The sequence below is a fragment of the Shewanella sp. LZH-2 genome, from assembly GCF_016859145.1.
GTDB classification, from domain to species: Bacteria; Pseudomonadota; Gammaproteobacteria; order Enterobacterales; family Shewanellaceae; genus Shewanella; species Shewanella xiamenensis.
Window position 1 is genome coordinate 492,589 of the sequence record NZ_CP069350.1, and the last position, 24,367, is coordinate 516,955.

18 protein-coding genes, 2 tRNA genes and 1 rRNA gene are annotated in these 24,367 nt (G+C 48.6%); 20 read left to right on the forward strand and 1 reads right to left on the reverse strand.

The window, feature by feature from the left end; translation table 11 throughout:
- The first annotated feature begins 372 nt into the window (after window positions 1–372).
- The 15 genes from mraZ to lpxC all read left to right on the forward strand — a co-directional run bounded on the left by mraZ (window position 373) and on the right by lpxC (window position 17,350).
- The gene (gene mraZ / locus JM642_RS02305) at window positions 373–831 is read left to right on the forward strand and encodes a division/cell wall cluster transcriptional repressor MraZ (RefSeq protein ID WP_037422844.1); all 459 of its coding nucleotides are present in this window, start codon (window positions 373–375) and stop codon (window positions 829–831) included.
- A gap of 30 nt (window positions 832–861) precedes the next feature.
- Window positions 862–1,803, forward strand: coding sequence for a 16S rRNA (cytosine(1402)-N(4))-methyltransferase RsmH (rsmH, locus tag JM642_RS02310; RefSeq protein ID WP_011624305.1), 942 nt, complete (start codon window positions 862–864; stop codon window positions 1,801–1,803).
- Between the two features lie 11 nt (window positions 1,804–1,814).
- Entirely contained in the window at window positions 1,815–2,129 is a 315-nt protein-coding gene (gene ftsL, locus JM642_RS02315; RefSeq protein WP_037422840.1) for a cell division protein FtsL, read from the forward strand.
- Window positions 2,130–2,142: 13 nt separating this feature from the next.
- A complete protein-coding gene (locus tag JM642_RS02320; protein WP_037422838.1) occupies window positions 2,143–3,894 on the forward strand; it encodes a penicillin-binding transpeptidase domain-containing protein in 1,752 nt (583 codons plus the stop codon).
- Window positions 3,891–5,369 carry a UDP-N-acetylmuramoyl-L-alanyl-D-glutamate--2,6-diaminopimelate ligase gene (murE, locus tag JM642_RS02325; RefSeq protein ID WP_047534508.1) on the forward strand — a complete coding sequence of 493 codons (1,479 nt, stop codon included), beginning with the start codon at window positions 3,891–3,893 and terminating at the stop codon, window positions 5,367–5,369. Before JM642_RS02320 ends, murE begins: the two co-directional genes overlap by 4 nt.
- Entirely contained in the window at window positions 5,369–6,751 is a 1,383-nt protein-coding gene (murF, locus tag JM642_RS02330) for a UDP-N-acetylmuramoyl-tripeptide--D-alanyl-D-alanine ligase (protein ID WP_047534511.1), read from the forward strand. The genes murE and murF overlap by 1 nt, the downstream gene beginning before the upstream one ends.
- Entirely contained in the window at window positions 6,752–7,834 is a 1,083-nt protein-coding gene (gene mraY / locus JM642_RS02335; RefSeq protein WP_047536141.1) for a phospho-N-acetylmuramoyl-pentapeptide-transferase, read from the forward strand.
- A gap of 6 nt (window positions 7,835–7,840) precedes the next feature.
- Window positions 7,841–9,160 carry a UDP-N-acetylmuramoyl-L-alanine--D-glutamate ligase gene (gene murD / locus JM642_RS02340; RefSeq protein ID WP_203432611.1) on the forward strand — a complete coding sequence of 440 codons (1,320 nt, stop codon included), beginning with the start codon at window positions 7,841–7,843 and terminating at the stop codon, window positions 9,158–9,160.
- Window positions 9,150–10,361, forward strand: coding sequence for a cell division protein FtsW (ftsW, locus tag JM642_RS02345; RefSeq protein WP_037422827.1), 1,212 nt, complete (start codon window positions 9,150–9,152; stop codon window positions 10,359–10,361). Before murD ends, ftsW begins: the two co-directional genes overlap by 11 nt.
- Window positions 10,361–11,449, forward strand: coding sequence for an undecaprenyldiphospho-muramoylpentapeptide beta-N-acetylglucosaminyltransferase (gene murG / locus JM642_RS02350; RefSeq protein WP_069454149.1), 1,089 nt, complete (start codon window positions 10,361–10,363; stop codon window positions 11,447–11,449). Before ftsW ends, murG begins: the two co-directional genes overlap by 1 nt.
- A gap of 2 nt (window positions 11,450–11,451) precedes the next feature.
- Entirely contained in the window at window positions 11,452–12,918 is a 1,467-nt protein-coding gene (murC, locus tag JM642_RS02355) for a UDP-N-acetylmuramate--L-alanine ligase (RefSeq protein ID WP_037422821.1), read from the forward strand.
- Between the two features lie 151 nt (window positions 12,919–13,069).
- Window positions 13,070–13,819 (forward strand): cell division protein FtsQ/DivIB, encoded by a 750-nt coding sequence (locus JM642_RS02360; protein ID WP_037428855.1) that lies wholly within the window; start codon window positions 13,070–13,072, stop codon window positions 13,817–13,819.
- The gene (gene ftsA / locus JM642_RS02365) at window positions 13,800–15,035 is read left to right on the forward strand and encodes a cell division protein FtsA (RefSeq protein ID WP_011073897.1); all 1,236 of its coding nucleotides are present in this window, start codon (window positions 13,800–13,802) and stop codon (window positions 15,033–15,035) included. The genes JM642_RS02360 and ftsA overlap by 20 nt, the downstream gene beginning before the upstream one ends.
- Window positions 15,036–15,062: 27 nt before the next feature.
- Entirely contained in the window at window positions 15,063–16,250 is a 1,188-nt protein-coding gene (ftsZ, locus tag JM642_RS02370) for a cell division protein FtsZ (protein ID WP_011624294.1), read from the forward strand.
- Window positions 16,251–16,429: 179 nt separating this feature from the next.
- Window positions 16,430–17,350 (forward strand): UDP-3-O-acyl-N-acetylglucosamine deacetylase, encoded by a 921-nt coding sequence (gene lpxC, locus JM642_RS02375; RefSeq protein WP_203432612.1) that lies wholly within the window; start codon window positions 16,430–16,432, stop codon window positions 17,348–17,350.
- A gap of 13 nt (window positions 17,351–17,363) precedes the next feature.
- Here lpxC and JM642_RS02380 read toward each other — a convergent pair whose 3' ends face one another.
- Window positions 17,364–17,810 (reverse strand): DciA family protein, encoded by a 447-nt coding sequence (locus JM642_RS02380; RefSeq protein WP_037422811.1) that lies wholly within the window; start codon window positions 17,808–17,810, stop codon window positions 17,364–17,366.
- Between the two features lie 27 nt (window positions 17,811–17,837).
- Here JM642_RS02380 and JM642_RS02385 point away from each other — a divergent pair, with 27 nt between their 5' ends.
- The 5 genes from JM642_RS02385 (at window position 17,838) to JM642_RS02405 (ending at window position 24,094) form a co-directional block, all read left to right on the forward strand.
- A complete protein-coding gene (locus JM642_RS02385; protein WP_037428847.1) occupies window positions 17,838–18,737 on the forward strand; it encodes a M23 family metallopeptidase in 900 nt (299 codons plus the stop codon).
- Window positions 18,738–18,797: 60 nt separating this feature from the next.
- Complete coding sequence (secA, locus tag JM642_RS02390; RefSeq protein WP_203432613.1) at window positions 18,798–21,524, forward strand: preprotein translocase subunit SecA; 2,727 nt, start codon at window positions 18,798–18,800, stop codon at window positions 21,522–21,524.
- Between the two features lie 666 nt (window positions 21,525–22,190).
- Window positions 22,191–23,733 (forward strand): 16S ribosomal RNA (locus JM642_RS02395).
- Window positions 23,734–23,803: 70 nt separating this feature from the next.
- A tRNA-Ile gene (locus JM642_RS02400) sits at window positions 23,804–23,880 on the forward strand.
- Window positions 23,881–24,018: 138 nt separating this feature from the next.
- Window positions 24,019–24,094, forward strand: a tRNA-Ala gene (locus JM642_RS02405).
- The last annotated feature ends 273 nt before the right edge of the window (window positions 24,095–24,367 follow it).

Here is a 24,367-nt window from a genome sequence, read left to right on the forward strand (position 1 = left end):
CAAAAAGGTTAATTTTAGGTTTGTTTTGTTACGCGTTGTGAGTCTAGCGTGATTTACCTATGAGGAAAATCCCACATTTACCGAAATTTTGTGGCAGAAATTTCATTGCAACTGCCTGAAAGCAAAAGGCTGCTGTTTTTTTGTCCGCTTTTTATTTCTATGGTTTCCATCGTTTAGCTGATTTTAAGCTGCTCATTTTGTCAAAACATTGTCGCTAAGTTATGGGGTCAACATGCTGCTAACCCGCTTGCCGACTGGCTTTATAAAAGGATCCCATCCCTTGACAATGCTTGTCGACTATCCCTAAACTTAGCATTTGTGGGAAATAGTGGATATTTGTGGATCAAAAAGCAAAGGATAGGATGAATTAGCGTGTTTCGTGGAGCCAGTGCTATCAACTTAGATACAAAGGGACGGATCGCTATTCCAGTGCGATACCGCGAACCTTTGCAACTAGAGCACCAGAGCCGCATCGTCATCACAGTCGATATTCAATCTGCGTGTTTGCTCCTTTATCCCCTCCACGAATGGGAGTTGATTGAAGCTAAGTTGCTCAAGCTTTCGGATACAGATAAAACCCAACGATCCCTTAAGCGCATGTTGCTGGGCTATGCCCATGAGGTGGAGCTCGATAGCAACGGACGCATATTACTGCCACCACCGCTAAGGCAGTATGCCAATTTAGATAAGCGCATCATGCTGGTGGGACAGTTAAACAAATTTGAGCTGTGGGATGAGCAAGCTTGGCTGCAGCAAATTGATGAGTGTCAGGAAACGATTCGAAGCGAGGAGCTTGCTAACAACGAGCGTCTGGCGGATTTTTCACTCTAACGAGTCGCATAATTAAATAAGAAGAAATTAATGAGTCAAGAATTTGCCCATTTATCCGTTTTGCTCGAAGAAACGGTTGGCGGTTTAAACATTAAAGACGATGGCATCTATATTGATGGCACGTTTGGCCGCGGTGGTCATTCAAGACAAGTATTGCAAAGACTGGGTGAAAACGGACGCCTGATTGCGATCGACCGCGATCCTCAGGCTATTGAAGCTGCTAAACAATTTGCCGATGATCCCCGTTTTCAAATCGTACACGGTGGCTTTGGTCAGTTAGCCGATTACGTCGAAGAGCTTGGTCTGGTTGGCAAGATTGATGGTGTGTTACTCGACTTAGGCGTGTCCTCACCGCAGCTCGATGATGCCGAACGTGGCTTTAGTTTCCTGCGCGATGGTCCGCTCGATATGCGCATGGATAACAGCCAAGGCGAAACCGCTGCCCAGTGGTTAGCCCGTGCTGAAATTGAAGATATGGCATGGGTATTCAAAACCTATGGCGAAGAGAAAAATGCTCGTCATATTGCCCGTTGCATTGCTGCCGACCGCGATAAAACCCCGTTTTTACGTACCAAAGATTTAGCCGATTTAATTGCGCGGATCACCAAAAACAAAGAGCGTAATAAACATCCTGCCACCCGCGTGTTTCAGGCAATACGTATCTATATCAATAGTGAGTTAGATCAAATTGATCAAGCACTTGAAGGTGCATTAACCGTGCTTGCTCCGCAGGGCCGTTTATCGATTATCAGCTTTCACTCCTTAGAAGACCGCATAGTGAAGCGATTTATCCGCCGCCACAGTCAAGGTGAGAGTGTGCCTCATGGTTTACCCATCACTGAAGATCAGATTAATAAGTCGCGTAAACTACGCGCCATTGGCAAGGCGATTATGCCATCCGATGAGGAAATTGAACGCAATGCAAGAGCCCGTAGTTCGGTATTACGCATTGCCGAGCGACTAGATTACTAGAGGGCAAGTAAATGAGTAAGCCCTCATTGAGTCTACCACAGGTTGTATTACACGACCTTTGGCAACACAAATGGATTTTGTTACTTGCCCTGCTCGTGCTCAGTAATGCAGTGGCTGTGGTGTATACCAGCCATGTGAGTCGTAAACTCACTACTGAATGGGATCTGCTATTGCAGGAGCGTGACAGGTTAGATATCGAGTGGCGCAATTTATTATTGGAAGAGCAATCCCAAACGGAGCATAGCCGAATTACGCGGATTGCATCGAAGGATCTCAACATGAGTCGCCCATTACCCAGCGAAGAAGTTGTGGTAAAGGTGCCGTGAACATAGGGAAGATATGATTAGGCAAGCAAAAACCAAACAGGCAAGCAAAAAGCAAAAGCCACAACTGATCCATTGGCGGTTATACGTCGTGGTTGGTTTTGTATTTGCGATGTTTTCAAGCCTGGTGGGTCGTGCTGCTTATATCCAAATTATTGAGCCTGATAAGCTTCGCCATGAGAGCGATATGCGTACGTTACGTACTACCAGTCGTGAGGTACAGCGTGGCTTAATTACTGATCGCAATGGGGATATGCTGGCGGTGAGTGTGCCAGTGCGTGCAGTGTGGGCAGATCCAAAGCAAGTTAACGATAGCAATGGCTTTACAGATATGCGTCGTTGGCAAGCACTGGCTGACGTATTACACGAACCCGTTGAAGACGTACTCGATAAAGTCCGTAGCAATCCAACTAAACGTTTTACCTACCTTAAGCGTCAAGTGACTCCCGCGGTGGCTGATTACATAACTCAGCTTAAATTGCCTGGGGTATTTTTAAAGTCTGAGTCTCGCCGTTACTATCCCGGTGGTGAGATAACTGCCCAACTTATTGGTATCACTAATATCGATGATGTTGGTATTGAAGGCGTTGAAAATGCCTATAACAGTTGGCTTACTGGTACGCCATCCAAACAGAAAGTACGTAAGTCACGTGATGGTCATGTGGTTGAGCGCCTCGATATCGTCCAAGAAGGCGAAAGCCCAAATGATCTTGTCCTGAGTATCGACCATAGGATCCAGCAGCTTGCCTATCGCGAGTTAAAGCGCACCACAGAGATGAACCAAGCGACGTCCGGGTCGATTGTGGTACTCGATATCCACACGGGTGAAGTGTTAGCGATGGCGAATACGCCCTCCTTCAACCCTAATTCCCGTGATAATTTTCAAACCTTCAGAATGCGTAACCGCGCGATGACGGACACCTTCGAGCCCGGCTCGACCATTAAACCCTTTGTGGTTGCGGCGGCGTTAGAAGCGGGCACCGTTAAATCCACCGATGTGATCCCAACCTCTCCAGGTTGGATGCGTTTAGGTGGACGCCAAGTGCGTGATGCATCTAACTACGGTGATATGACGCTAGCGCGTATTTTGGCCAAATCCAGTAACGTGGGCATTAGTAAATTAGCCCTGTCGATTCCTGTACAGCAGTTACTCGGCACTTATCAATCCATGGGATTAGGTAGTTTTTCAGGGATTAACTTAACGGGAGAAAGCGCAGGCCTTATCCAAGATCGCCACCGTTGGTCTGACTTTGAGCGTGCCACTTTATCCTTTGGTTACGGCTTAACCGCGACGACGCTGCAATTAGCGCGGATGTACGCGACTTTAGGCAATGGCGGCACTTTATATCCAGTATCGATTTTAAAACTTAAAAAGCCGCCCGAAGGTGAACGGGTGATTTCAGAAGAAGTGGCTAGAGACGTGCTGCAAATGATGGTGGGTGTCACCGAAAAAGGTGGTACAGGTACACTTGCGCATATCGATGGTTATCCCGTCGCAGGTAAGTCGGGCACCAGCCGTAAGGCGGTAGCCGGTGGTTATGGTGATGATTATGTTGCGTTATTTGCAGGCGTTGCGCCGGTGAATAATCCCAAACTCGCTATCGTCGTTGTGGTCAATGAACCTAAGGGCGATCTCTATTATGGTGGTTCAGTGGCAGGGCCTGCTTTCGCTAAGGTGATGTCAGGCGCACTGCAAATGTTAAATGTTGAACCCATTTCCGATAAAGAACAGGTGCAATTGGCGGGTCTCGCCGGGAGAACTGAATAATGTTATTAAGGGATCTACTCGCTCCTTGGTTCCCCTACGCGGGCGAACAAACCTTCCAAGATTTGACTCTAGATAGCCGCGCAATACGTCGCGGCGATGTGTTTTTAGCGCTGCCTGGACACAAGGTCGATGGTCGTCAGTTTATCGATAAGGCCTTAGCCCAAGGTGCGGCTGCAGTGTTAGTGCATACGGATAATCACCAAGAGCAGGGCAAAGTTATTGCGGCTGAGCAAGGCGTACAGATTTATTTCTATGAGTTAGCTAAGCACGTTTCAGCGGTGGCTGCGGTGCGTTATCCCGTTGTTCAAGGTCAATCTATGGCCATTGTGGGTATTACAGGGACTAATGGCAAAACTTCGACAAGCCAATTGTGCGCGCAATTAGTGACCCTGCTTGAGGGTAAAGCGGCGGTGATGGGCACGCTCGGCAATGGCCTGTGGGGCGAGTTAGTCGATAGCGGCAATACGACCGCCGATGCCATTACCTTAATGCGCCAACTTAATGAATTTGCAGATAAAGGTGTAAATACCTGTGCGATGGAAGTCTCGAGCCATGGTTTAGTCCAAGGGCGAGTCGATGCCGTACCCTTCGATGTGGCGGTATTTACTAACTTAACCCGTGATCACTTGGACTACCACGGCGATATGGAAAACTATGCCGCGGCCAAGCAAATGCTGTTTCGCTTCGACTCCCTGCGCCATGGTTTACTGAATTTAGACGATCCCGTGGGCGTCGCTTGGTTATCCGAGCTGGCAAACGTTCCTGCGAAGATGTGGGGTTTTAGCATTGAAGCGCATACCGATGCTGCGTTTTACACTAAGAATGCCCAATTTAACGACCAAGGCGTGCAGGCGACCTTAGTCTGGCCCGAGGGCGAAATCGATATTCGTTCGCCGTTATTAGGCGCTTTTAACCTCTCGAATTTACTCGCTGCACTATCAGCCCTGTATTTACAGGGAATGGATATGCGTGCATTAGCTGCCAAGGTACCTTACTTAGTGCCCGTGTCTGGCCGTATGGAACGTTTTACCACCGCGGACAACATCACCTTAGTCGTCGATTATGCCCACACCCCCGATGCGATTGAACAGGCACTTAATGCCCTGCGTCGTCACTGTGCAGGGGAGCTTTGGTGCGTGTTTGGCTGCGGTGGCGACCGTGACAAGGGTAAGCGGCCTTTAATGGGGCGTGCGGCGGAGCAATTTGCCGATCGCATTATGGTGACTAGCGATAATGCCCGCAGCGAAGATCCTAACCAAATTATTACCGATATTATCCAAGGGCTGACTCACCCAGAGCGAGCGCTGACCGAGGTTGACCGTGTGGCTGCGATTAAACAAGTCGTCGCACAGGCTAAATCTGGGGATGTGATTTTGCTTGCGGGCAAAGGCCATGAAACTTACCAAGAGGCGGCAGGTGTGCGTCATGACTATGATGAACGCGCCCTGGCACGTCAGTTATCGGAGCAACGCTAATGATCCCAATTTCCCTCGGGGCACTGAGCCAATACTTAGGTGCGCATCGAGTCGGTGACGATGTCACCATCCAAGCATTAAGCAGCGATAGCCGTAAAATCGGCCCCGCGACCCTTTTCGTCGCCTTAAAGGGTGAGCGGTTTGATGGCCATGATTTTGCGGCCACGGCAATTGAAAATGGCGCCATTGCATTACTGGTTGAACGTGAATTGGCCTTTGATATTCCGCAGCTAATTGTTGCTGATTGCCAAAAGGCCATGGGCGCGATTGGCGCCTATGTCCGCGACCAAGTGAATCCTATTTGTGTGGCATTAACTGGCTCTAACGGCAAAACCAGCGTGAAAGAGATGATTGCCACTATTTTGTCGGCTAAGCATCAAGTACTTTACACCGCGGGTAATTTTAATAATGAAATCGGCGTACCTTTAACCCTACTGCGCTTAACCCCCGAAGATAAGTATGGGGTATTTGAGTTAGGGGCTAACCATAAAGGCGAGATTGATTACACCTCTGCATTGGTCCGTCCGCATGTGGCGTTAGTCAATAACGTCGGCAGTGCCCATTTAGAAGGCTTTGGCTCGCAGGCCGGTGTGGCGCAGGCAAAATCGGAAATTTATAACCATCTGCAACAAGGCGGTACTGCGATTATTAATGCCGACGACGCCTTTGCTGATGTGATGCGTGTTAAAGCCAAGCATTATAAGCAATTGAGCTTCTCCCAGCAGGAAGGCGCGGCGAAACGCCAAATCGATGTGATTGCGACAGGTCATAAAGCCAATAGCGATGGTTGTTACCGCTTTATTCTTAATTATGCGGGTGAGTCCTGCGAAGTGACCTTACCTTTAGCGGGACGTCATCAAGTCAGCAATGCCTTAGCTGCTGCAAGTGTTTGTATCGCATTAGGATTAACTCTAAAAGAGATCGCCGAAGGCTTAAGCAAACTGATCCCCGTTAAGGGACGTATGCAGCCGACTCAATTAGGCCGAGTCCGTTTAATCGATGATAGCTATAACGCTAACCCTGTATCCGTGGGGGCGGCTATCGCTTGGTTAAAGGAAATTTCTGAAAATCGTTGTTTGGTACTGGGAGATTTGGGCGAATTAGGCGACAATGCGCCCCTTTTACACGCTGAACTGGGACAACTGGCAAAGCAACAGGGGATTGATGCCCTGTTCTGTACTGGCACCTTGACTCAGCATACTAGCCAAGCTTTCGGGGCGGAGCACCATGATAGCGTGGCGACGTTAGTTGAAAAACTCATAAAACACATTAACCAGTTGCCGGGACAGGTGACGGTTTTAGTTAAAGGTTCACGAAGTGCCGCAATGGAGCGGGTCGTGGATGGCCTAACAGTAGCCTTCGGGCGTGGGGAGTTAGTGTAGATGCTGGTGTATCTGGCCGAGTATTTGACCCGTTTTCATACTGGGTTTAACGTATTTTCCTATGTGACGTTTCGAGCCATTTTGGGCTTGTTAACCGCATTAGTATTTAGTTTATGGTGGGGTCCTAAACTTATTGAGCGTTTGCAGTTAATGCAGATTGGTCAAGTGGTGCGTAATGATGGGCCTGAGTCGCATTTCAGTAAGCGCGGAACGCCCACTATGGGTGGTTTACTGATCCTTGCGGCCATCTTTATCAGTGTGCTGTTGTGGGGCGATCTTGGTAGCCGTTATGTGTGGGTGATGCTGTTTGTATTGGGCAGCTTCGGCATGATCGGTTTTATTGATGATTACCGCAAAGTGGTACGTAAAGATACTAAGGGATTAATTGCGCGCTGGAAGTATATTCTGCAATCTTTAGCAGCGTTAATTATTGCCTTTTTTCTCTACACTACAGCCGCTAATCCTGGCGAAACGCAATTAGTGGTGCCCTTCTTTAAAGATGTGATGCCGCAACTGGGCGCTGTCTTTATCGTCTTGGCCTACTTTACTATCGTGGGTTCAAGCAACGCGGTGAACTTAACCGACGGTCTCGATGGTTTGGCGATTATGCCAACTGTGATGGTGGCCGCAGCATTCGCGCTGATAGCTTATCTGTCTGGCCATGCTCAGTTTGCTAATTACCTGCACATTCCGCATTTACCTGGTTCGGGTGAGCTAGTGATCGTCTGTACTGCAATTGTGGGCGCAGGTTTAGGCTTTTTATGGTTTAACACTTATCCAGCACAGGTCTTTATGGGCGATGTGGGTTCTCTTTCTTTAGGGGCTGCATTAGGTGCGATTGCGGTATTAGTTCGCCAAGAAATCCTGTTAGTGATCATGGGCGGGGTGTTTGTCATGGAAACCGTGTCAGTGATATTGCAGGTCGGTTCTTACAAATTACGCGGTCAACGGATATTCCGCATGGCGCCTATCCATCACCACTACGAGTTAAAAGGTTGGCCTGAACCACGCGTGATTGTCCGCTTTTGGATTATCTCTATTTTCTTAGTGTTGCTCGGCTTAGCCACGTTGAAGTTAAGGTAATCATTCATGCAAAGTCATTATTCACACATAGTATTAGGTTTGGGTGCCACAGGGCTCTCGGTAGTGCGCTATTTGTGTGGAAAAGGCATTACGCCGTTGGTGATGGATAGCCGTCGCCAGCCTCCCGGTGCCGAAACACTGGCAAGTTCATTCCCTGAGGTGCAATTAATTGCTGGCGGATTTGATTGCCGTTATCTAGTGCAGGCGACGCAAATCATTATCAGTCCTGGGATTGCGATTGATACTCCCGAAGTGCGCGCGGCACTGGATATGGGGATTGAAGTCATTGGTGATATTGAGTTATTTGCCCGTGAAATTGCTGACCGTAAACCATGCGTGATTGGGATTACGGGCTCAAATGGCAAAACGACAGTCACCACCTTAGTGGGCGAAATGCTGCGAGAAGCAGGCATTGCTGTTGCTGTGGGAGGCAATATTGGTACTCCGGCGCTGGATTTGCTGCAAGAGAATGCGGATATTTTTGTGCTTGAGTTATCGAGTTTCCAGCTGGAAACCACTCATAGCTTGAATTGCGTGGCCTCAACCTGTTTAAACGTGACGGAAGATCATATGGACAGGTACAGCGATATGGATGCCTATCGGAAGGCCAAACTACGTTTGTACCATCAAAGTCGTTCCATCATTTTTAACCGTGATGATGTGCTGACTATCCCAACTGAACCCATGAACCAAAACAGCTTTGGTTTAGCGCCGCCTGAAGGCGACGAGTGGGGCATTTGCGACAGCAAAATTTATCACGGCCACAGTGAAATCATGCCAATCACCGAAGTGTCGCTGATTGGTAGCCATAACCATGCCAACTTACTTGCTGCGATGGCGCTGGTTTATGCCGTGGGTGTGGATAAGCAAGTGATGGCCAAAGTCGCTCGCACCTTTACTGGCCTTTCTCACCGTTGCGAAGTGGTAGGGGTCAAAGGTGGTGTGACCTATGTGAATGACTCTAAAGCAACCAATGTCGGCGCGACTGTTGCGGCCCTTGATGGTTTAAGCGATCACCTCGGCGACATTATTTTGATTGCTGGCGGCGATGGTAAAGGTGCGGATTTCAGTCCACTGGCCGAGCCGTTAACAAAAGTGACTCACCTCATTACCTTAGGTAGAGATGGCAATAAGATTGCCGCGCTGAAAGAAGGCGCTATTAAGGTTGATTCAATGGCTGCCGCTGTTGCTAAGGCCGCTCAATTAGCGACTTCGGGTGATATTGTGTTGTTGTCGCCCGCCTGTGCAAGTCTGGATATGTACAGCAACTTTATGGCCCGTGGTGATGATTTTAGAAGCCAAGTGGAGCGACTCGATGGCGAGTGATGCAAGACAGCTGAGCCTGTTTGGGCGAGTGCTGAATGCACTGCCTAACTGGCAACGAGATACCGAAGTCCCGGGCGCGCAATTGTACGATCGGGCTTTGCTCACTGCTGTTTTGTCTTTGATTGGCTTTGGTTTTGTAATGGTGATGTCGGCCTCTATGCCCGAGGCACAAACACTGACGGGTAACCCATTCCATTTTATGACTCGCCATGTGGGTTATCTGTTGGGATGTTTAGTGATTGCCGCATTTGTGCTGAGGGTTGAAATGCAAACTTGGCAGCGGATGAGCCCTATCATGCTGCTGGTTGTATTTTTGATGTTACTGGCAGTACTGGTTGTGGGAACTACCGTAAACGGCGCGACCCGTTGGTTATCAATCGGCCCCATCCGTATTCAAGTGGCCGAGGTCGCTAAGTTTGCGTTTTCTGTGTACATGGCGGGCTATCTGGTGCGCCGTCATCAGGAAGTGCGTGAAAATGCTAAGGGCTTCTATAAGCCGATTGCGGTATTTGCGATTTACGCGATTTTGATTTTGATGCAGCCCGACTTAGGCACTGTGGTGGTGTTGTTCGTCGGCACTGTTGGACTGTTGTTTCTCGCGGGTGCTCGGTTGCTGGACTTTTTCGCGCTGATCTTTGCTGGCATTTTAGCTTTCGTCGCGCTGGTACTGCTCGAGCCTTATCGTATGCGCCGGGTGACATCGTTTTTAGACCCTTGGCAAGATCCGTTTGGTAGTGGCTACCAGTTAACCCAATCGCTGATGGCCTACGGCCGGGGTGATTGGTTCGGCCAGGGCCTTGGCAACAGTATTCAAAAGTTGGAGTACCTCCCCGAGGCGCATACCGACTTTATCTTTGCCGTGATTGGTGAAGAGTTAGGGTTTATCGGCATTATCGCGGTGCTATCCGTGTTGCTGTTTGTGGCATTAAGGGCCATTCGCCTCGGCAATTTATGCCTGGTGATGGATAAAGCCTTCGAAGGTTATCTGGCCTATGCCATTGGGATTTGGATCTGTTTTCAGACCGTCGTTAATGTGGGCGCAAGCATTGGTATGTTACCTACTAAAGGGTTAACACTGCCCTTTGTGAGTTATGGCGGTAGTAGTTTATGGGTCATGACGGCGGCGGCAATGACATTGCTACGCATCGATTATGAGCGGCGCATGAGTTTAGTTCAGGCCGTGCAAGGGAGATTGAAGTAATGACCGACGCGGGTAAACGTATTTTAGTCATGGCAGGCGGCACGGGTGGACATGTGTTCCCGGCGCTCGCGGTGGCAAAATATTTAGCGCAGCAAGGTTGGCAAGTGCGTTGGTTAGGCACCGCCGACCGCATGGAGGCGCGTTTAGTGCCTCAGTATGGCTTCGACATCGATTTTATCGACATTAAGGGCGTGCGTGGCAATGGCTTAGTGCGTAAATTGGCGGCGCCTTTTAAAGTGGTGCGCTCGATTCTGCAAGCCAAGGCAGTGATTGCCGAATTTAAACCCGATGTGGTGCTAGGGATGGGCGGTTTTGCCAGTGGCCCTGGTGGTGTGGCCGCGAAATTAGCGGGCGTGCCTTTAGTGTTGCATGAGCAAAATGCCATTCCGGGAATGACCAATAAATTACTCTCGCGGATTGCTAGCCAAGTATTATGCGCCTTTAAAAATACCTTCACTCAGGTTAAAGCAAAGGTGGTGGGTAACCCCATCCGTCGTGAGTTAATTGCTTTAGGTGCCGAGCCTAAGCAAGCAGCGGATGATGCCTTAAAAGTCTTGGTGGTAGGTGGCAGTTTAGGCGCCAAAGTCTTTAACGACTTAATGCCTGAAGTCGTGGCTGCGCTCAGTAAACAGCAGTCGATTACGGTTTGGCATCAAGTGGGTAAGGATAATCTGGCAGGAGTTAAGTCGGCTTATCAACAGCAAGGACAAGAGGGCGGCGTTAACGTTGCCGAATTTATTGATGACATGGAAGCCGCCTATCGCTGGGCAGATGTGGTATTGTGCCGCGCTGGCGCGCTGACGGTATCCGAGTTAGCGGCGGTGGGACTTCCGAGTATTCTGGTGCCTTATCCCCATGCAGTGGATGATCACCAAACCCGTAACGCTCAAGTATTGGTTGAGGCTGGCGCCGCTTTCCTATTGCCACAGGCCATCTTGGACGTGAATAAACTGGTGAGTAAATTACAGTTACTCGCCAATGACAGAGCAGAATTAGCACAAATGGGCCAAAGAGCGAGAGATGTTGCCGTACTGGATGCAACCGAACAGGTGGCCCAAGTGTGTATCGCTCTCGCCGAGAAAGGATAGGTATGACTAAGACAGAAAGATACTTACAGCTAAGAAGTATGATCCCAGAAATGCGCCGGATTAAGCGTATTCATTTCGTCGGCATTGGCGGCGCGGGCATGGGCGGGATCGCTGAAGTATTAGTAAACGAAGGTTATGTCGTTAGTGGTTCTGATATCGCACAAAACGCCGTGACTGACAGACTCTGCCTGCTGGGCGCGAAAATCCATATCGGCCATGGTGCCGATAACGTGCAGCAAGCCGATGTGGTGGTGGTCTCGACCGCGATTAATCCTGAGAATCCAGAGATTATTGCGGCGAAGGAATTGCGTATTCCTATCGTGCGCCGCGCTGAGATGTTGGCTGAGTTGATGCGTTATCGCCATGGTGTAGCGATTGCGGGAACTCACGGTAAAACCACGACCACCAGTTTGATTGCCAGTTTGTATGGTCAAGCGGGGCGCGATCCAACTTTTGTTATCGGTGGTTTACTTAACAGCGCTGGCACCAATGCCCGCTTAGGTACTAGCCGTTACCTGATCGCCGAAGCAGACGAAAGTGATGCGAGCTTCCTGCATCTGCAACCTATGGTCAGCGTAGTGACGAATATCGAAGCCGATCATATGGATACCTACGGTGGTGATTTTGAAAAGCTCAAATCGACCTTCGTGGATTTTTTACATAACCTGCCTTTCTATGGCGTGGCTGTCGTTTGTATCGATGATCCAGTCGTACGTGAGATTATGCCGCGTATAGGTCGTCATATGATCACCTATGGCTTCAGTGATGATGCCGACGTGCAGGCGCTGAATTTCCATCAGCAGGGTCACCAATGTCGCTTTACCGTCAGACGTAAAGGCAAAGAAGATTTAGATCTGCTGCTTAATCTGCCGGGTCAGCACAATGTATTAAATGCACTGGCAGCGATTGCCGTGGCGACAGAAGATGAAATTGATGATAGCGCCATCATTCAAGCCTTGGCTGAATTCCAGGGTATTGGTCGTCGTTTCCAACACTTAGGCAAGTTCGCGACGCCAAAGGGCGAAGTGATGTTAGTGGATGATTATGGTCACCACCCCAGCGAAGTGGCGGCGACCATTAAAGCGGCGCGTGCAGGCTGGCCTGACAAACGTTTAGTGATGGCTTATCAGCCACACAGATACACTCGTACTCGCGATCTGTACGAAGACTTTATTGAAGTGTTATCTCAGGTAGATTGCTTGCTATTGCTCGATGTGTATAGTGCCGGTGAAGCACCGATCCCCGGTGCCGACGGTCGGGCTCTATGCCGTTCGATTCGTTTGCGTGGGCAGTTAGACCCCATCTTTATTGCTAGCCCAGATCAGTTAGCCGAAGTGCTACCCGATGTGTTGCAGGAAGGGGATTTATTGTTGACCCAAGGTGCAGGTAATATAGGTGCCTTGTCGCGTCAGTTAGCCGCCACTGAATTAGGCTTTAGCACGGCTGTGACAACCGAGGTAAAACCTTGATGAATTGCGTGACAACTTGGATTTAAAGGAAATGTTGATCCGAGGTTTTAGCGCTATATAATGGCCGGTTTTCTGTGGTTTTTAGTAGTGTCGTTGAAGGGTGGAAACAAACGTGTCTTGGAGTGATAAGAGGCGACACTGGCGGGCGAGGATGTCACGGGTTAATTGGTACTTGTGGAGTGGGATTGGTTTTTTATGGTTAGTCATTGGTAGTTTTGTTTTTGGCGGCTACCTGCTACATAAGTTTTTAAATGATGCCAGCACTTTGCCCATTGAAGCGGTCGCCATTAAAGGTGAGCGGACTTACACCACAGATAGGGATATACAAATTGCACTACAGGATTTAATGCAGCGGAGTTTTTTTAGTGCTGACATCACCTTAGTGCAACAGGCATTAGAAGCTTTACCTTGGGTGTATCGTGCGTCAGTGAGACGTGAATGGCCTGCGAAACTCAGGGTGTATTTACAGGAGCAACAACCGGTCGCCCATTGGAATGGTACCGCTTGGCTCAATGTGCATGGTGAAGTGTTTGAAGCGCCATCGCACCCTGAGTTAGAGCATCTGCCTTATTTATCTGGGCCAGATGATATGGGGACCGAAGTGTTAACCGCCTACGCGCAGGTTAACTCGCTACTGAAGATTAATGGCTTTACCTTAGCCAATTTGAGTTTAACACCACGTCATGCGTGGCACGCGACACTAGGTAACGGTATTGTTTTAGACCTAGGTCGAGAAGATAAAATGGCAAGGATACAAAGGTTTATCACTGTTTACCCATTATTGGCGAAACAAGATAAACCGATTGCCAGAGTGGATTTGCGCTACGACACAGGGTTGGCCGTAGGCTGGGGCGATGCACAAACAAGAGAGCCGATAATTAATGACCAAAAACCAAGATAGAAATCTGATCGTCGGATTGGACATAGGAACCTCTAAAGTCGCAGTGATCATAGGCGAAGTTCTGCCCGATGGCGAAATCAGCATAGTCGGCCTTGGTAACCACCCTTCAAGGGGCATGGATAAAGGTGGCGTTAACGATTTAGACTCCATCGTGCGCAGTGTGCAACGCGCGCTCGATCAAGCGGAATTAATGGCAGACTGCCAAGTATCATCGGTTTACCTGAGCATTTCCGGTAAACATATCGCCTGCCAAAACGAAAATGGCATGGTGTCGATTAACGATGAAGAAGTGACACAGGAAGACGTCGACAACGTGATTCACACCGCGCGCTCGGTGAAGATCCCGACAGAACGTCGTATTCTACATGTGTTACCGCAGGAATACGCGATTGACGTACAAGACGGCATTCGCAGCCCTATCGGCATGTCAGGCATGCGGATGGAAGCCAAGGTACACATAGTGACCTGCGCCAATGATATGGCGAAGAACATCACTAAGAGTGTTGAGCGTTGTGGTTTGAAGGTCGATGACTTAGTGTTCTCCGGCATTGCGTCGGCGGATGCGGTATTAACCTTCGATGAAAAAGACTTAGGTGTGTGTATCGTCGATATCGGGGGTGGCACGACGGACATCGCTGTGTATACCAATGGTGCGCTACGTCATTGCGCGGTTGTGCCCGTTGCGGGTAACCAAGTGACCAACGATATCGCGAAGATTTTCCGCACGCCGTCGTCACATGCCGAACAAATTAAAGTGCAGTTCGCCTGTGCACGCAGCTCCATGGTGAGCCGCGAAGACAGTATCGAAGTGCCTTCGGTGGGTGGTCGCCCATCGCGTAGCATGTCGCGCCATACTTTGGCCGAAGTGGTTGAGCCGAGATATCAAGAGCTATTTGAGTTAGTGCTCAAGGAGCTGAAAGACAGTGGTTTAGAAGACCAAATCGCCGCAGGTATCGTGCTAACAGGTGGTACGGCGTCGATTCAAGGCGTGGTGGACATTGCGGAGGCAACCTTTGGTATGCCTGTTCGCGTCGCCTCACCATTGCCAGTTAAAGGGTTATACGAATACGTGGATCAGTCTATTTACTCCACTGGGGTTGGATTGCTTCACTACGGTGCAAGACGGGTGCTTGAGCGTCAATTCGAGCGTCCTGAGCGTCAAGGGGTTACCAGTGCTTGGAATCGGGTCCAAAGCTGGTTTAAGGGTGAATTTTAATAACGCAGGCAACACGGAGATCAGACAATGTTTGAGATCATGGACACTCACTCAGACGACGCGGTGATTAAAGTCATCGGCGTTGGCGGCGGCGGCGGTAACGCTGTCGAACATATGGTCAAACACAACATTGAAGGTGTTGAGTTTGTCGTTACCAATACAGACGCACAGGCGCTACGTAAATCTGGCGCTGGCTCAACGATTCAATTAGGTCGCGATGTCACTAAAGGTCTTGGCGCTGGCGCCAACCCCGAAGTGGGTCGTGCCGCAGCGGAAGAAGACCGCGAAAACATTCGTGCAGCGATCAAAGGCTCAGACATGATCTTTATCGCCGCCGGTATGGGCGGTGGTACTGGTACAGGTGCTGCGCCAGTTGTTGCTCAAATCGCTCGTGAAGAAGGCATCTTAACGGTTGCGGTCGTGACTAAGCCTTTCCCTTTCGAAGGCAAAAAGCGCATGGCTTATGCCGAGCAAGGTATCGCTGAGCTTGCTAAGCACGTGGATTCGCTAATCACTATCCCTAACGAAAAATTATTAAAAGTATTGGGTCGTGGTACGTCATTACTCGATGCGTTTGCCGCAGCGAATAACGTGTTACTCGGCGCAGTACAAGGTATTGCTGAGCTGATTACTCGCCCAGGTCTGATTAACGTCGACTTTGCGGACGTGAAAACCGTTATGTCTGAAATGGGTAATGCCATGATGGGCACTGGTGTTGCACGTGGTGAAGACCGTGCAGAAGAAGCGGCTGAAGCTGCTGTAGCCAGCCCATTATTAGAAGACATCGACTTAGCCGGTGCCCGTGGTGTGTTAGTTAACATTACCGCAGGTATGGACATGAGCATCGAAGAATTTGAAACTGTTGGTAACCATGTTAAAGCTTATGCTTCTGACAATGCTACCGTGGTTGTGGGTGCGGTTATCGACCCAGAAATGAGCGACGAACTGCGCGTAACCGTAGTTGCAACGGGTATTGGTGCTGAAAAGCGTCCTGATATCCAATTAGTTTCTAAGCCAGCACCACGTCCAGAACCAGTGGTTGTGGAACCAAAAGTTGAAGCTTATGTCGAAGAAGCAACTCATGTGAGCTATGCGGCGCCAAAGGGTAACGTATTACCTGCATCGCCAGCACCTGCTCCTGCGCCAGCGCCTTCAACAAAGCATGAATTGGATTACTTAGATATCCCAGCGTTTTTGCGTAAGCAAGCTGATTAAAACAGGTATTTGAGTCCAGCGTATCGGGTGATGTATTGCTCTATCGGCAATACCACCCAATGACGACATTTGTATGACATAGCTAACTTATGTTACTATGTCGAACCTATGTGGTCGTTTTGCTGCCGCTGTGTGCGCAAATATTAGGCTTAATTATTGAAATCTAAACGGGTAACTGAATGATATTTCAAAGAACTGTTCAAAAAATGGTGAAAGCTACCGGAGTCGGTTTGCACTCTGGGAATAAAGTCACCTTGAGCATTATGCCCGCACCAGTCAATACAGGGATCGTACTTGTGCGTACCGATATTAGTCCTGCCGTTGCTATTCCTGCAAAGGCGGAACAAGTTCGCGAAACCACGATGTGCACGGCACTTGTCAATGACGAAGGTATTCGTATTTCGACTATTGAGCATTTATTTGCAGCCTTAGCGGGTTTAGGCATTGATAACGCCGTAATCGAAGTGGACGCCCCTGAAATCCCAATTATGGATGGCAGTGCGAGCCCATTTGTCTTCTTACTTCAGTCTGCGGGTATTAAAGAGCAGTCTGCACCTAAGAAGTACTTAAAGATTAAACGCCCTGTGCGTGTTGAAGACGGTGATAAGTGGGCCGAGCTCAAGCCTTTCAAAGGTTTTAGAGTCAACTTTAAAATTGACTTTGCTCACCCCGAAATTGCTCGCAGCCAACAGCATGTGGTGATGGACTTCTCTACTTCAGCTTTTGTTAAAGACATTAGCCGCGCTCGTACTTTTGGTTTTATGCGTGATATTGAGTATCTGCGTGCGAATAACCTAGCATTAGGTGGCAGCATGGAAAACGCAGTTGTACTTGATGAATATCGCGTCCTCAACCCCGACGGCCTGCGTTATGAGGATGAGTTCGTTAAGCACAAAATTTTAGATGCGTTTGGTGATCTCTATGTGGCAGGACACGCCATTCTTGGTGAGTTTACTGCCTATAAAACGGGTCATGCTCTGAATAACCAGTTAGTACGTGCCTTATTGGCGCAGCAAGATGCGTGGGAGTTAGTGAGCTTTGAGAAAGAAGCCGATGTCCCCGTTAGCTTTGCTGTACCTGGTGGCGCGGTCTTCGCTTAATTGCGTCTGATGTTTACTTATTACGGCTGGCCAATGTGGCCAGCCGTTTTAGTTTTTCGCCTAGTGTCCCGCTCACATTTTCTGCAAGTGCGGCAATATGTTCTGCAGCGGCTGGACTCAATGCCTTATGCGCTTGTTTCGGCTTTGCGTCATACAATGCTAATCTCGGGTTGACTTTAACTTCAATTGCGGTAAGGATTGGGAGCGTTTCTGCTTGAAGCTGCGCGAGTAGTTTCGGCTTTTGGAAATTAATTCGTGCGGCCCATGCTGCCGAAGTGGTTTCAACCACAAGAACACCCTGGCGGAAATTAGCGACTTTCAGCTGCTCCGCAACAGGACCTGCAACAATCTGCTTCACGTGCTGATCCAGATATAAAAGTAGTTCCGCTTTCTCAGCTATGTCGGGTAATGTGCCTGATTGGTGTAGTAATTGGCTGAGATCCTGAGGGGGCTTTTTCATATGATAATAAGATGGCTGAATTAGGCTATGAGTGTAACAGTATTTATTCAAGGTCGGAATGGCGTTACGCGCTGGCAACCCAGTAAACGCTGGTTGATCCTTCCCATGCTATTGTTAGCTACTGGTGCCGGTATTTATCAACACAACTCTGCTAAGTTTGAAAATCAGCAAGCCAGTGTTGATAACGATCGAATCCAACGCGAACAACAAAAGAAGCAAGTCTTAGAGCTTAAAAGTGCCACAGAGTCACAGCTAGCCATGCTGGCGACCCATGTCGCGCGCATGCAAGCTAAAATCACCCGTCTCGAGGCCTTAGGTCAACAAGTCGCAAAACAAAACAAATTGGATGAAGACTTTGATTTCTCATCTGAAGTTGGGGTTGGTGGTTTAAGCGAATTAGGCTCAAATATCGAAATTAGTCAGCTTATCGAAGATATGGATAAACTGGCGTCACGAATTGACAACAATAATGTTCAACTATCACTACTTGAAACAGTGTCATCTAACCACCATATAGATGCTGAACGTTATGTATCAGGGCTCCCACTCGATAAAGGTTGGTTATCGTCGCCCTACGGATTACGTAATGACCCTTTTAACGGTCGTCGAACCATGCACAAAGGGATCGATTTTACCGGTCGGGAAGGGGCTAAAGTTGTCGCGACTGCAGCAGGCGTGGTGACTTGGGCTGGGAATATGTTTGGTTATGGCGAATTGGTCGAAATCGACCATGGTAACGGTTTACGTACACGCTATGGCCATAATAAAGCTTTGTCAGTAGCTGTAGGTGATGTGGTCGCTAAAGGCGAAACCATCGCCAGTATGGGAAGCACTGGGCGCTCAACAGGGGCTCATGTGCATTATGAAGTGTTGCGTGGCGGACAGCAGATAGATCCACAAAAGTTTGTCTACCGCAAAGCAAGTTAATTGAAACATTGGCTTCTAGTTTCCATCATGGACTTGGCCTACAGAAAATAAGTGATTCAGATGTTTGGTAAATTACTGACAAAAGTATTTGGTAGTCGCAACGACCGTACCCTTAAAGGGTTACAAAAAGTAGTTAATAAGATTAATGCGCTTGAAGCCGATTATGAAAAATTAACCGATGAGCAGCTTAAAGCGAAAACCGCAGAGTTTCGTGAGCGTTTAGCTGCGGGCGCTTCATTAGATAGCATTATGGCGGAAGCGTTTGCCACCGTGCGTGAAGCATCTAAGCGTGTGTTCGAAATGCGTCACTTCGACGTGCAGTTACTCGGTGGTATGGTACTTGATAGTAACCGTATCGCTGAAATGCGTACGGGTGAAGGTAAAACTTTAACCGCAACACTGCCTGCTTACTTAAATGCCTTAACGGGCAAAGGCGTTCACGTTATTACCGTCAACGATTACTTAGCACGCCGTGATGCTGAGAATAACCGTCCACTGTTCGAATTCTTAGGTTTAACTGTTGGGATTAACGTTGCTGGCCTTAGCCAACAGGCGAAGAAAGATGCCTATAACGCCGATATTACCTACGGTACCAACAATGAATTTGGTTTCGATTATCTGCGCGACAACATGGCGTTTTCACCACAAGAGCGTGTTCAACGTCCATTACACTATGCACTTATCGACGAAGTCGACTCAATCCTTATCGACGAAGCCCGCACGCCATTGATTATCTCGGGTGCAGCGGAGGACAGCTCTGAGCTTTACATCAAGATCAACACGCTTATCCCCAATCTTATCCGTCAAGATAAAGAAGACTCTGAAGAGTATGTGGGCGAAGGCGACTACACCATTGATGAAAAAGCCAAACAAGTGCACTTTACTGAACGCGGTCAAGAGAAGGTTGAAAACCTGCTGATTGAACGTGGCATGTTAGCCGAAGGCGACTCACTTTACTCAGCAGCCAATATTTCGCTACTGCACCATGTGAACGCTGCACTACGTGCTCATACCTTATTTGAGCGTGATGTGGACTATATAGTTCAAGATGGCGAAGTGATCATCGTTGATGAACACACTGGTCGTACTATGCCAGGTCGTCGTTGGTCAGAAGGTTTACATCAAGCTGTTGAAGCCAAAGAAGGTGTTCGTATTCAAAACGAAAACCAAACTCTTGCATCGATTACCTTCCAAAACTACTTCCGTTTATATGAGAAGTTAGCGGGTATGACAGGTACTGCTGATACCGAGGCGTTTGAGTTTCAACACATCTATGGTTTAGATACCGTTGTGGTGCCAACCAACCGTCCAATGGTCCGTAAGGATATGGCGGATTTAGTTTACTTAACCGCTAATGAAAAGTATCAAGCGATTATTAAAGACATCAAAGACTGCCGCGAGCGTGGCCAACCTGTATTGGTCGGTACCGTTTCTATCGAACAGTCAGAACTGTTAGCGCGCTTAATGGTGAAGGAAAAGATCCCGCACCAAGTGCTTAACGCCAAGTTCCATGAAAAAGAAGCCGAGATTGTTGCCCAAGCTGGCCGTACTGGCGCCGTAACCATTGCCACTAACATGGCGGGTCGTGGTACCGACATCGTGCTTGGTGGCAACTGGAATATGGAAATCGAGGCGCTGGAAAATCCTACCCCAGAGCAAAAAGCCAAGATCAAAGCTGATTGGCAAGTGCGTCATGACGAAGTCGTTGCTGCGGGTGGTTTACACATTCTCGGTACCGAGCGCCACGAATCACGTCGTATCGACAACCAGCTACGTGGTCGTGCGGGCCGTCAAGGTGATGCTGGCTCTTCACGTTTCTACCTGTCGATGGAAGATAGTTTAATGCGTATCTTCGCTTCTGATCGCGTCTCCGGCATGATGAAGAAGCTGGGCATGGAAGAAGGCGAAGCGATCGAACATCCATGGGTGTCTCGTGCAATCGAAAATGCTCAACGTAAAGTAGAAGCACGTAACTTCGATATTCGTAAGCAATTACTTGAATTCGATGACGTGGCAAACGATCAGCGCCAAGTGGTTTACGCCCAGCGTAATGAGTTGATGGATGCGGAAAGTATTGAAGACACGATTAAAAACATCCAAGACGATGTAATTGGTGCGGTAATCGATCAGTACATTCCACCACAATCAGTAGAAGAGTTATGGGATGTTCCTGGGTTAGAGCAGCGCCTAAGCCAAGAGTTTATGCTTAAACTGCCAATCCAAGAATGGCTCGATAAAGAAGACGACTTACACGAAGAAAGCCTGCGTGAGCGTATTATCACTTCTTGGTCAGATGCTTATAAAGCCAAAGAAGAAATGGTCGGTGCCTCAGTACTGCGCCAATTCGAAAAAGCAGTGATGCTACAAACCCTCGATGGCTTGTGGAAAGAGCATTTAGCCGCAATGGATCATTTACGCCAAGGCATCCACTTACGTGGTTACGCGCAGAAGAATCCAAAGCAAGAGTATAAGCGTGAGTCATTCGAACTGTTCCAACAATTGCTGAATACGCTGAAACATGACGTGATTAGCGTGTTGTCTAAAGTTCAAGTGCAAGCTCAATCTGATGTTGAAGAAATGGAAGCTCGTCGTCGTGAAGAAGATGCCAAAATCCAACGCGACTATCAGCACGCAGCAGCCGAAGCCTTAGTTGGTGGGGATGATGGTAGCGACGAGATGATGGCGCACACACCAATGATCCGCGATGGCGATAAAGTTGGCCGTAACGATCCTTGTCCTTGTGGCTCTGGCCGTAAATATAAGCAGTGTCACGGTAAGCTAAGCTAATTCAACACGTGCACCTAATTCTAAAAGGCGACTGTAATAGTCGCCTTTTTCATACCTACTCAAAGCCAGATACAAATCATTGAATCTGTCTGCATCTATATAAAGCTTATTTGAATCTCCAGCCTTCCAGTTATGGCAAGTCATGCTTTGTTCACAAATAAAGCAGTAAAATTGCCTTTTGTGGATAACGTTGGGGGTAACTAGTGGGTACTTTGTGACTAACTGAAACTATTGAAAAAAGATCGAAAAAATACAAAAAAGCGCTTGCACAAAAAGTTCCGCTGCCTATAATGCGCATCCACTGACACGGCAGACAGCGATAAGCAGTTGCAAGTGCCAGTTCATCAAGTGATTCAGTCCTTGATGAGCGAAAAGAAAGTTTAAAAAACTACTTGACGCAAAAACGGGAATGCGTAAAATACGCAGCCCTGACCCGCTGAAATCACTTGTGATAAAGCTGATGGTCAACGCTCTTTAACAATTTATCAAGCAAATCTGTGTGGACACTCACAGGTGTTGAGTTAATCGAAATTACTCTGCCGTTTGGCGAGTAATCAAAATTTAAATCAATGAATGAGTGTTCATAGCAATATGTACAACGACTTATTAAGTTAAGTCGATTCAGAATTCATTGAGCCGTTTAACGCGAGTTAAACAAAAAAACTTTAATTGAAGAGTTTGATCATGGCTCAGATTGAACGCTGGCGGCAGGCCTAACACATGCAAGTCGAGCGGCAGCACAAGTAAGTTTACTTATGAGGTGGCGAGCGGCGGACGGGTGAGTAATGCCTAGGGATCTGCCCAGTCGAGGGGGATAACAGTTGGAAACGACTGCTAATACCGCATACGCCCTACGGGGGAAAGGAGGGGACCTTCGGGCCTTCCGCGATTGGATGAACCTAGGTGGGATTAGCTAGTTGGTGAGGTAATGGCTCACCAAGGCGACGATCCCTAGCTGTTCTGAGAGGATGATCAGCCACACTGGGACTGAGACACGGCCCAGACTCCTACGGGAGGCAGCAGTGGGGAATATTGCACAATGGGGGAAACCCTGATGCAGCCATGCCGCGTGTGTGAAGAAGGCCTTCGGGTTGTAAAGCACTTTCAGTAGGGAGGAAAGGGTGAGTCTTAATACGGCTCATCTGTGACGTTACCTACAGAAGAAGGACCGGCTAACTCCGTGCCAGCAGCCGCGGTAATACGGAGGGTCCGAGCGTTAATCGGAATTACTGGGCGTAAAGCGTGCGCAGGCGGTTTGTTAAGCGAGATGTGAAAGCCCTGGGCTCAACCTAGGAATAGCATTTCGAACTGGCGAACTAGAGTCTTGTAGAGGGGGGTAGAATTCCAGGTGTAGCGGTGAAATGCGTAGAGATCTGGAGGAATACCGGTGGCGAAGGCGGCCCCCTGGACAAAGACTGACGCTCATGCACGAAAGCGTGGGGAGCAAACAGGATTAGATACCCTGGTAGTCCACGCCGTAAACGATGTCTACTCGGAGTTTGGTGTCTTGAACACTGGGCTCTCAAGCTAACGCATTAAGTAGACCGCCTGGGGAGTACGGCCGCAAGGTTAAAACTCAAATGAATTGACGGGGGCCCGCACAAGCGGTGGAGCATGTGGTTTAATTCGATGCAACGCGAAGAACCTTACCTACTCTTGACATCCACAGAAGACTGCAGAGATGCGGTTGTGCCTTCGGGAACTGTGAGACAGGTGCTGCATGGCTGTCGTCAGCTCGTGTTGTGAAATGTTGGGTTAAGTCCCGCAACGAGCGCAACCCCTATCCTTATTTGCCAGCACGTAATGGTGGGAACTCTAGGGAGACTGCCGGTGATAAACCGGAGGAAGGTGGGGACGACGTCAAGTCATCATGGCCCTTACGAGTAGGGCTACACACGTGCTACAATGGCGAGTACAGAGGGTTGCAAAGCCGCGAGGTGGAGCTAATCTCACAAAGCTCGTCGTAGTCCGGATTGGAGTCTGCAACTCGACTCCATGAAGTCGGAATCGCTAGTAATCGTGGATCAGAATGCCACGGTGAATACGTTCCCGGGCCTTGTACACACCGCCCGTCACACCATGGGAGTGGGCTGCAAAAGAAGTGGGTAGCTTAACCTTCGGGGGGGCGCTCACCACTTTGTGGTTCATGACTGGGGTGAAGTCGTAACAAGGTAGCCCTAGGGGAACCTGGGGCTGGATCACCTCCTTACCTATACGACTAACTCGATGTTTGTTGAGTGTTCACACAGATTTGCTTGATAGAAGATAGAGTAAAAGATGGGTCTGTAGCTCAGCTGGTTAGAGCGCACCCCTGATAAGGGTGAGGTCGGTGGTTCAAGTCCACTCTGACCCACCAAATCTTCGTTCTCCTTTGTTAAATTAACACTCGTTTAGTGAACTAAACGTCGCGTTAATTTGCCGCGGATAACGTGATTTGGCAAACCAATCCTTTAAGAGGTTTGGAACATCTTATTTACTCGCACTGCATGTAAATGGGGCTATAGCTCAGCTGGGAGAGCGCCTGCCTTGCACGCAGGAGGTCTGCGGTTCGATCCCGCATAGCTCCACCATTTACTGCATTATGGTTAGAGATGCCAAAGATAAACTTAAACATTATCTTTGGCTTTTTTAAGCCCGCTCTTTAACAATTTGGAAAGCTGATAGTAATTAATACAATGATGTCTGTCGTTGTGTTAATACGAAAAAAATTGAGTTCTTAAAACACTTGTTAAGTGTCTTGAATATTCAAGTCTAAGGCGAGTCCATCTTCTTGGTCGAAGATGAGACAAGTAAAACCAGCTGGTCGCAACAATTCAAGTGGCTCACGCAAGTGAAACCTATTT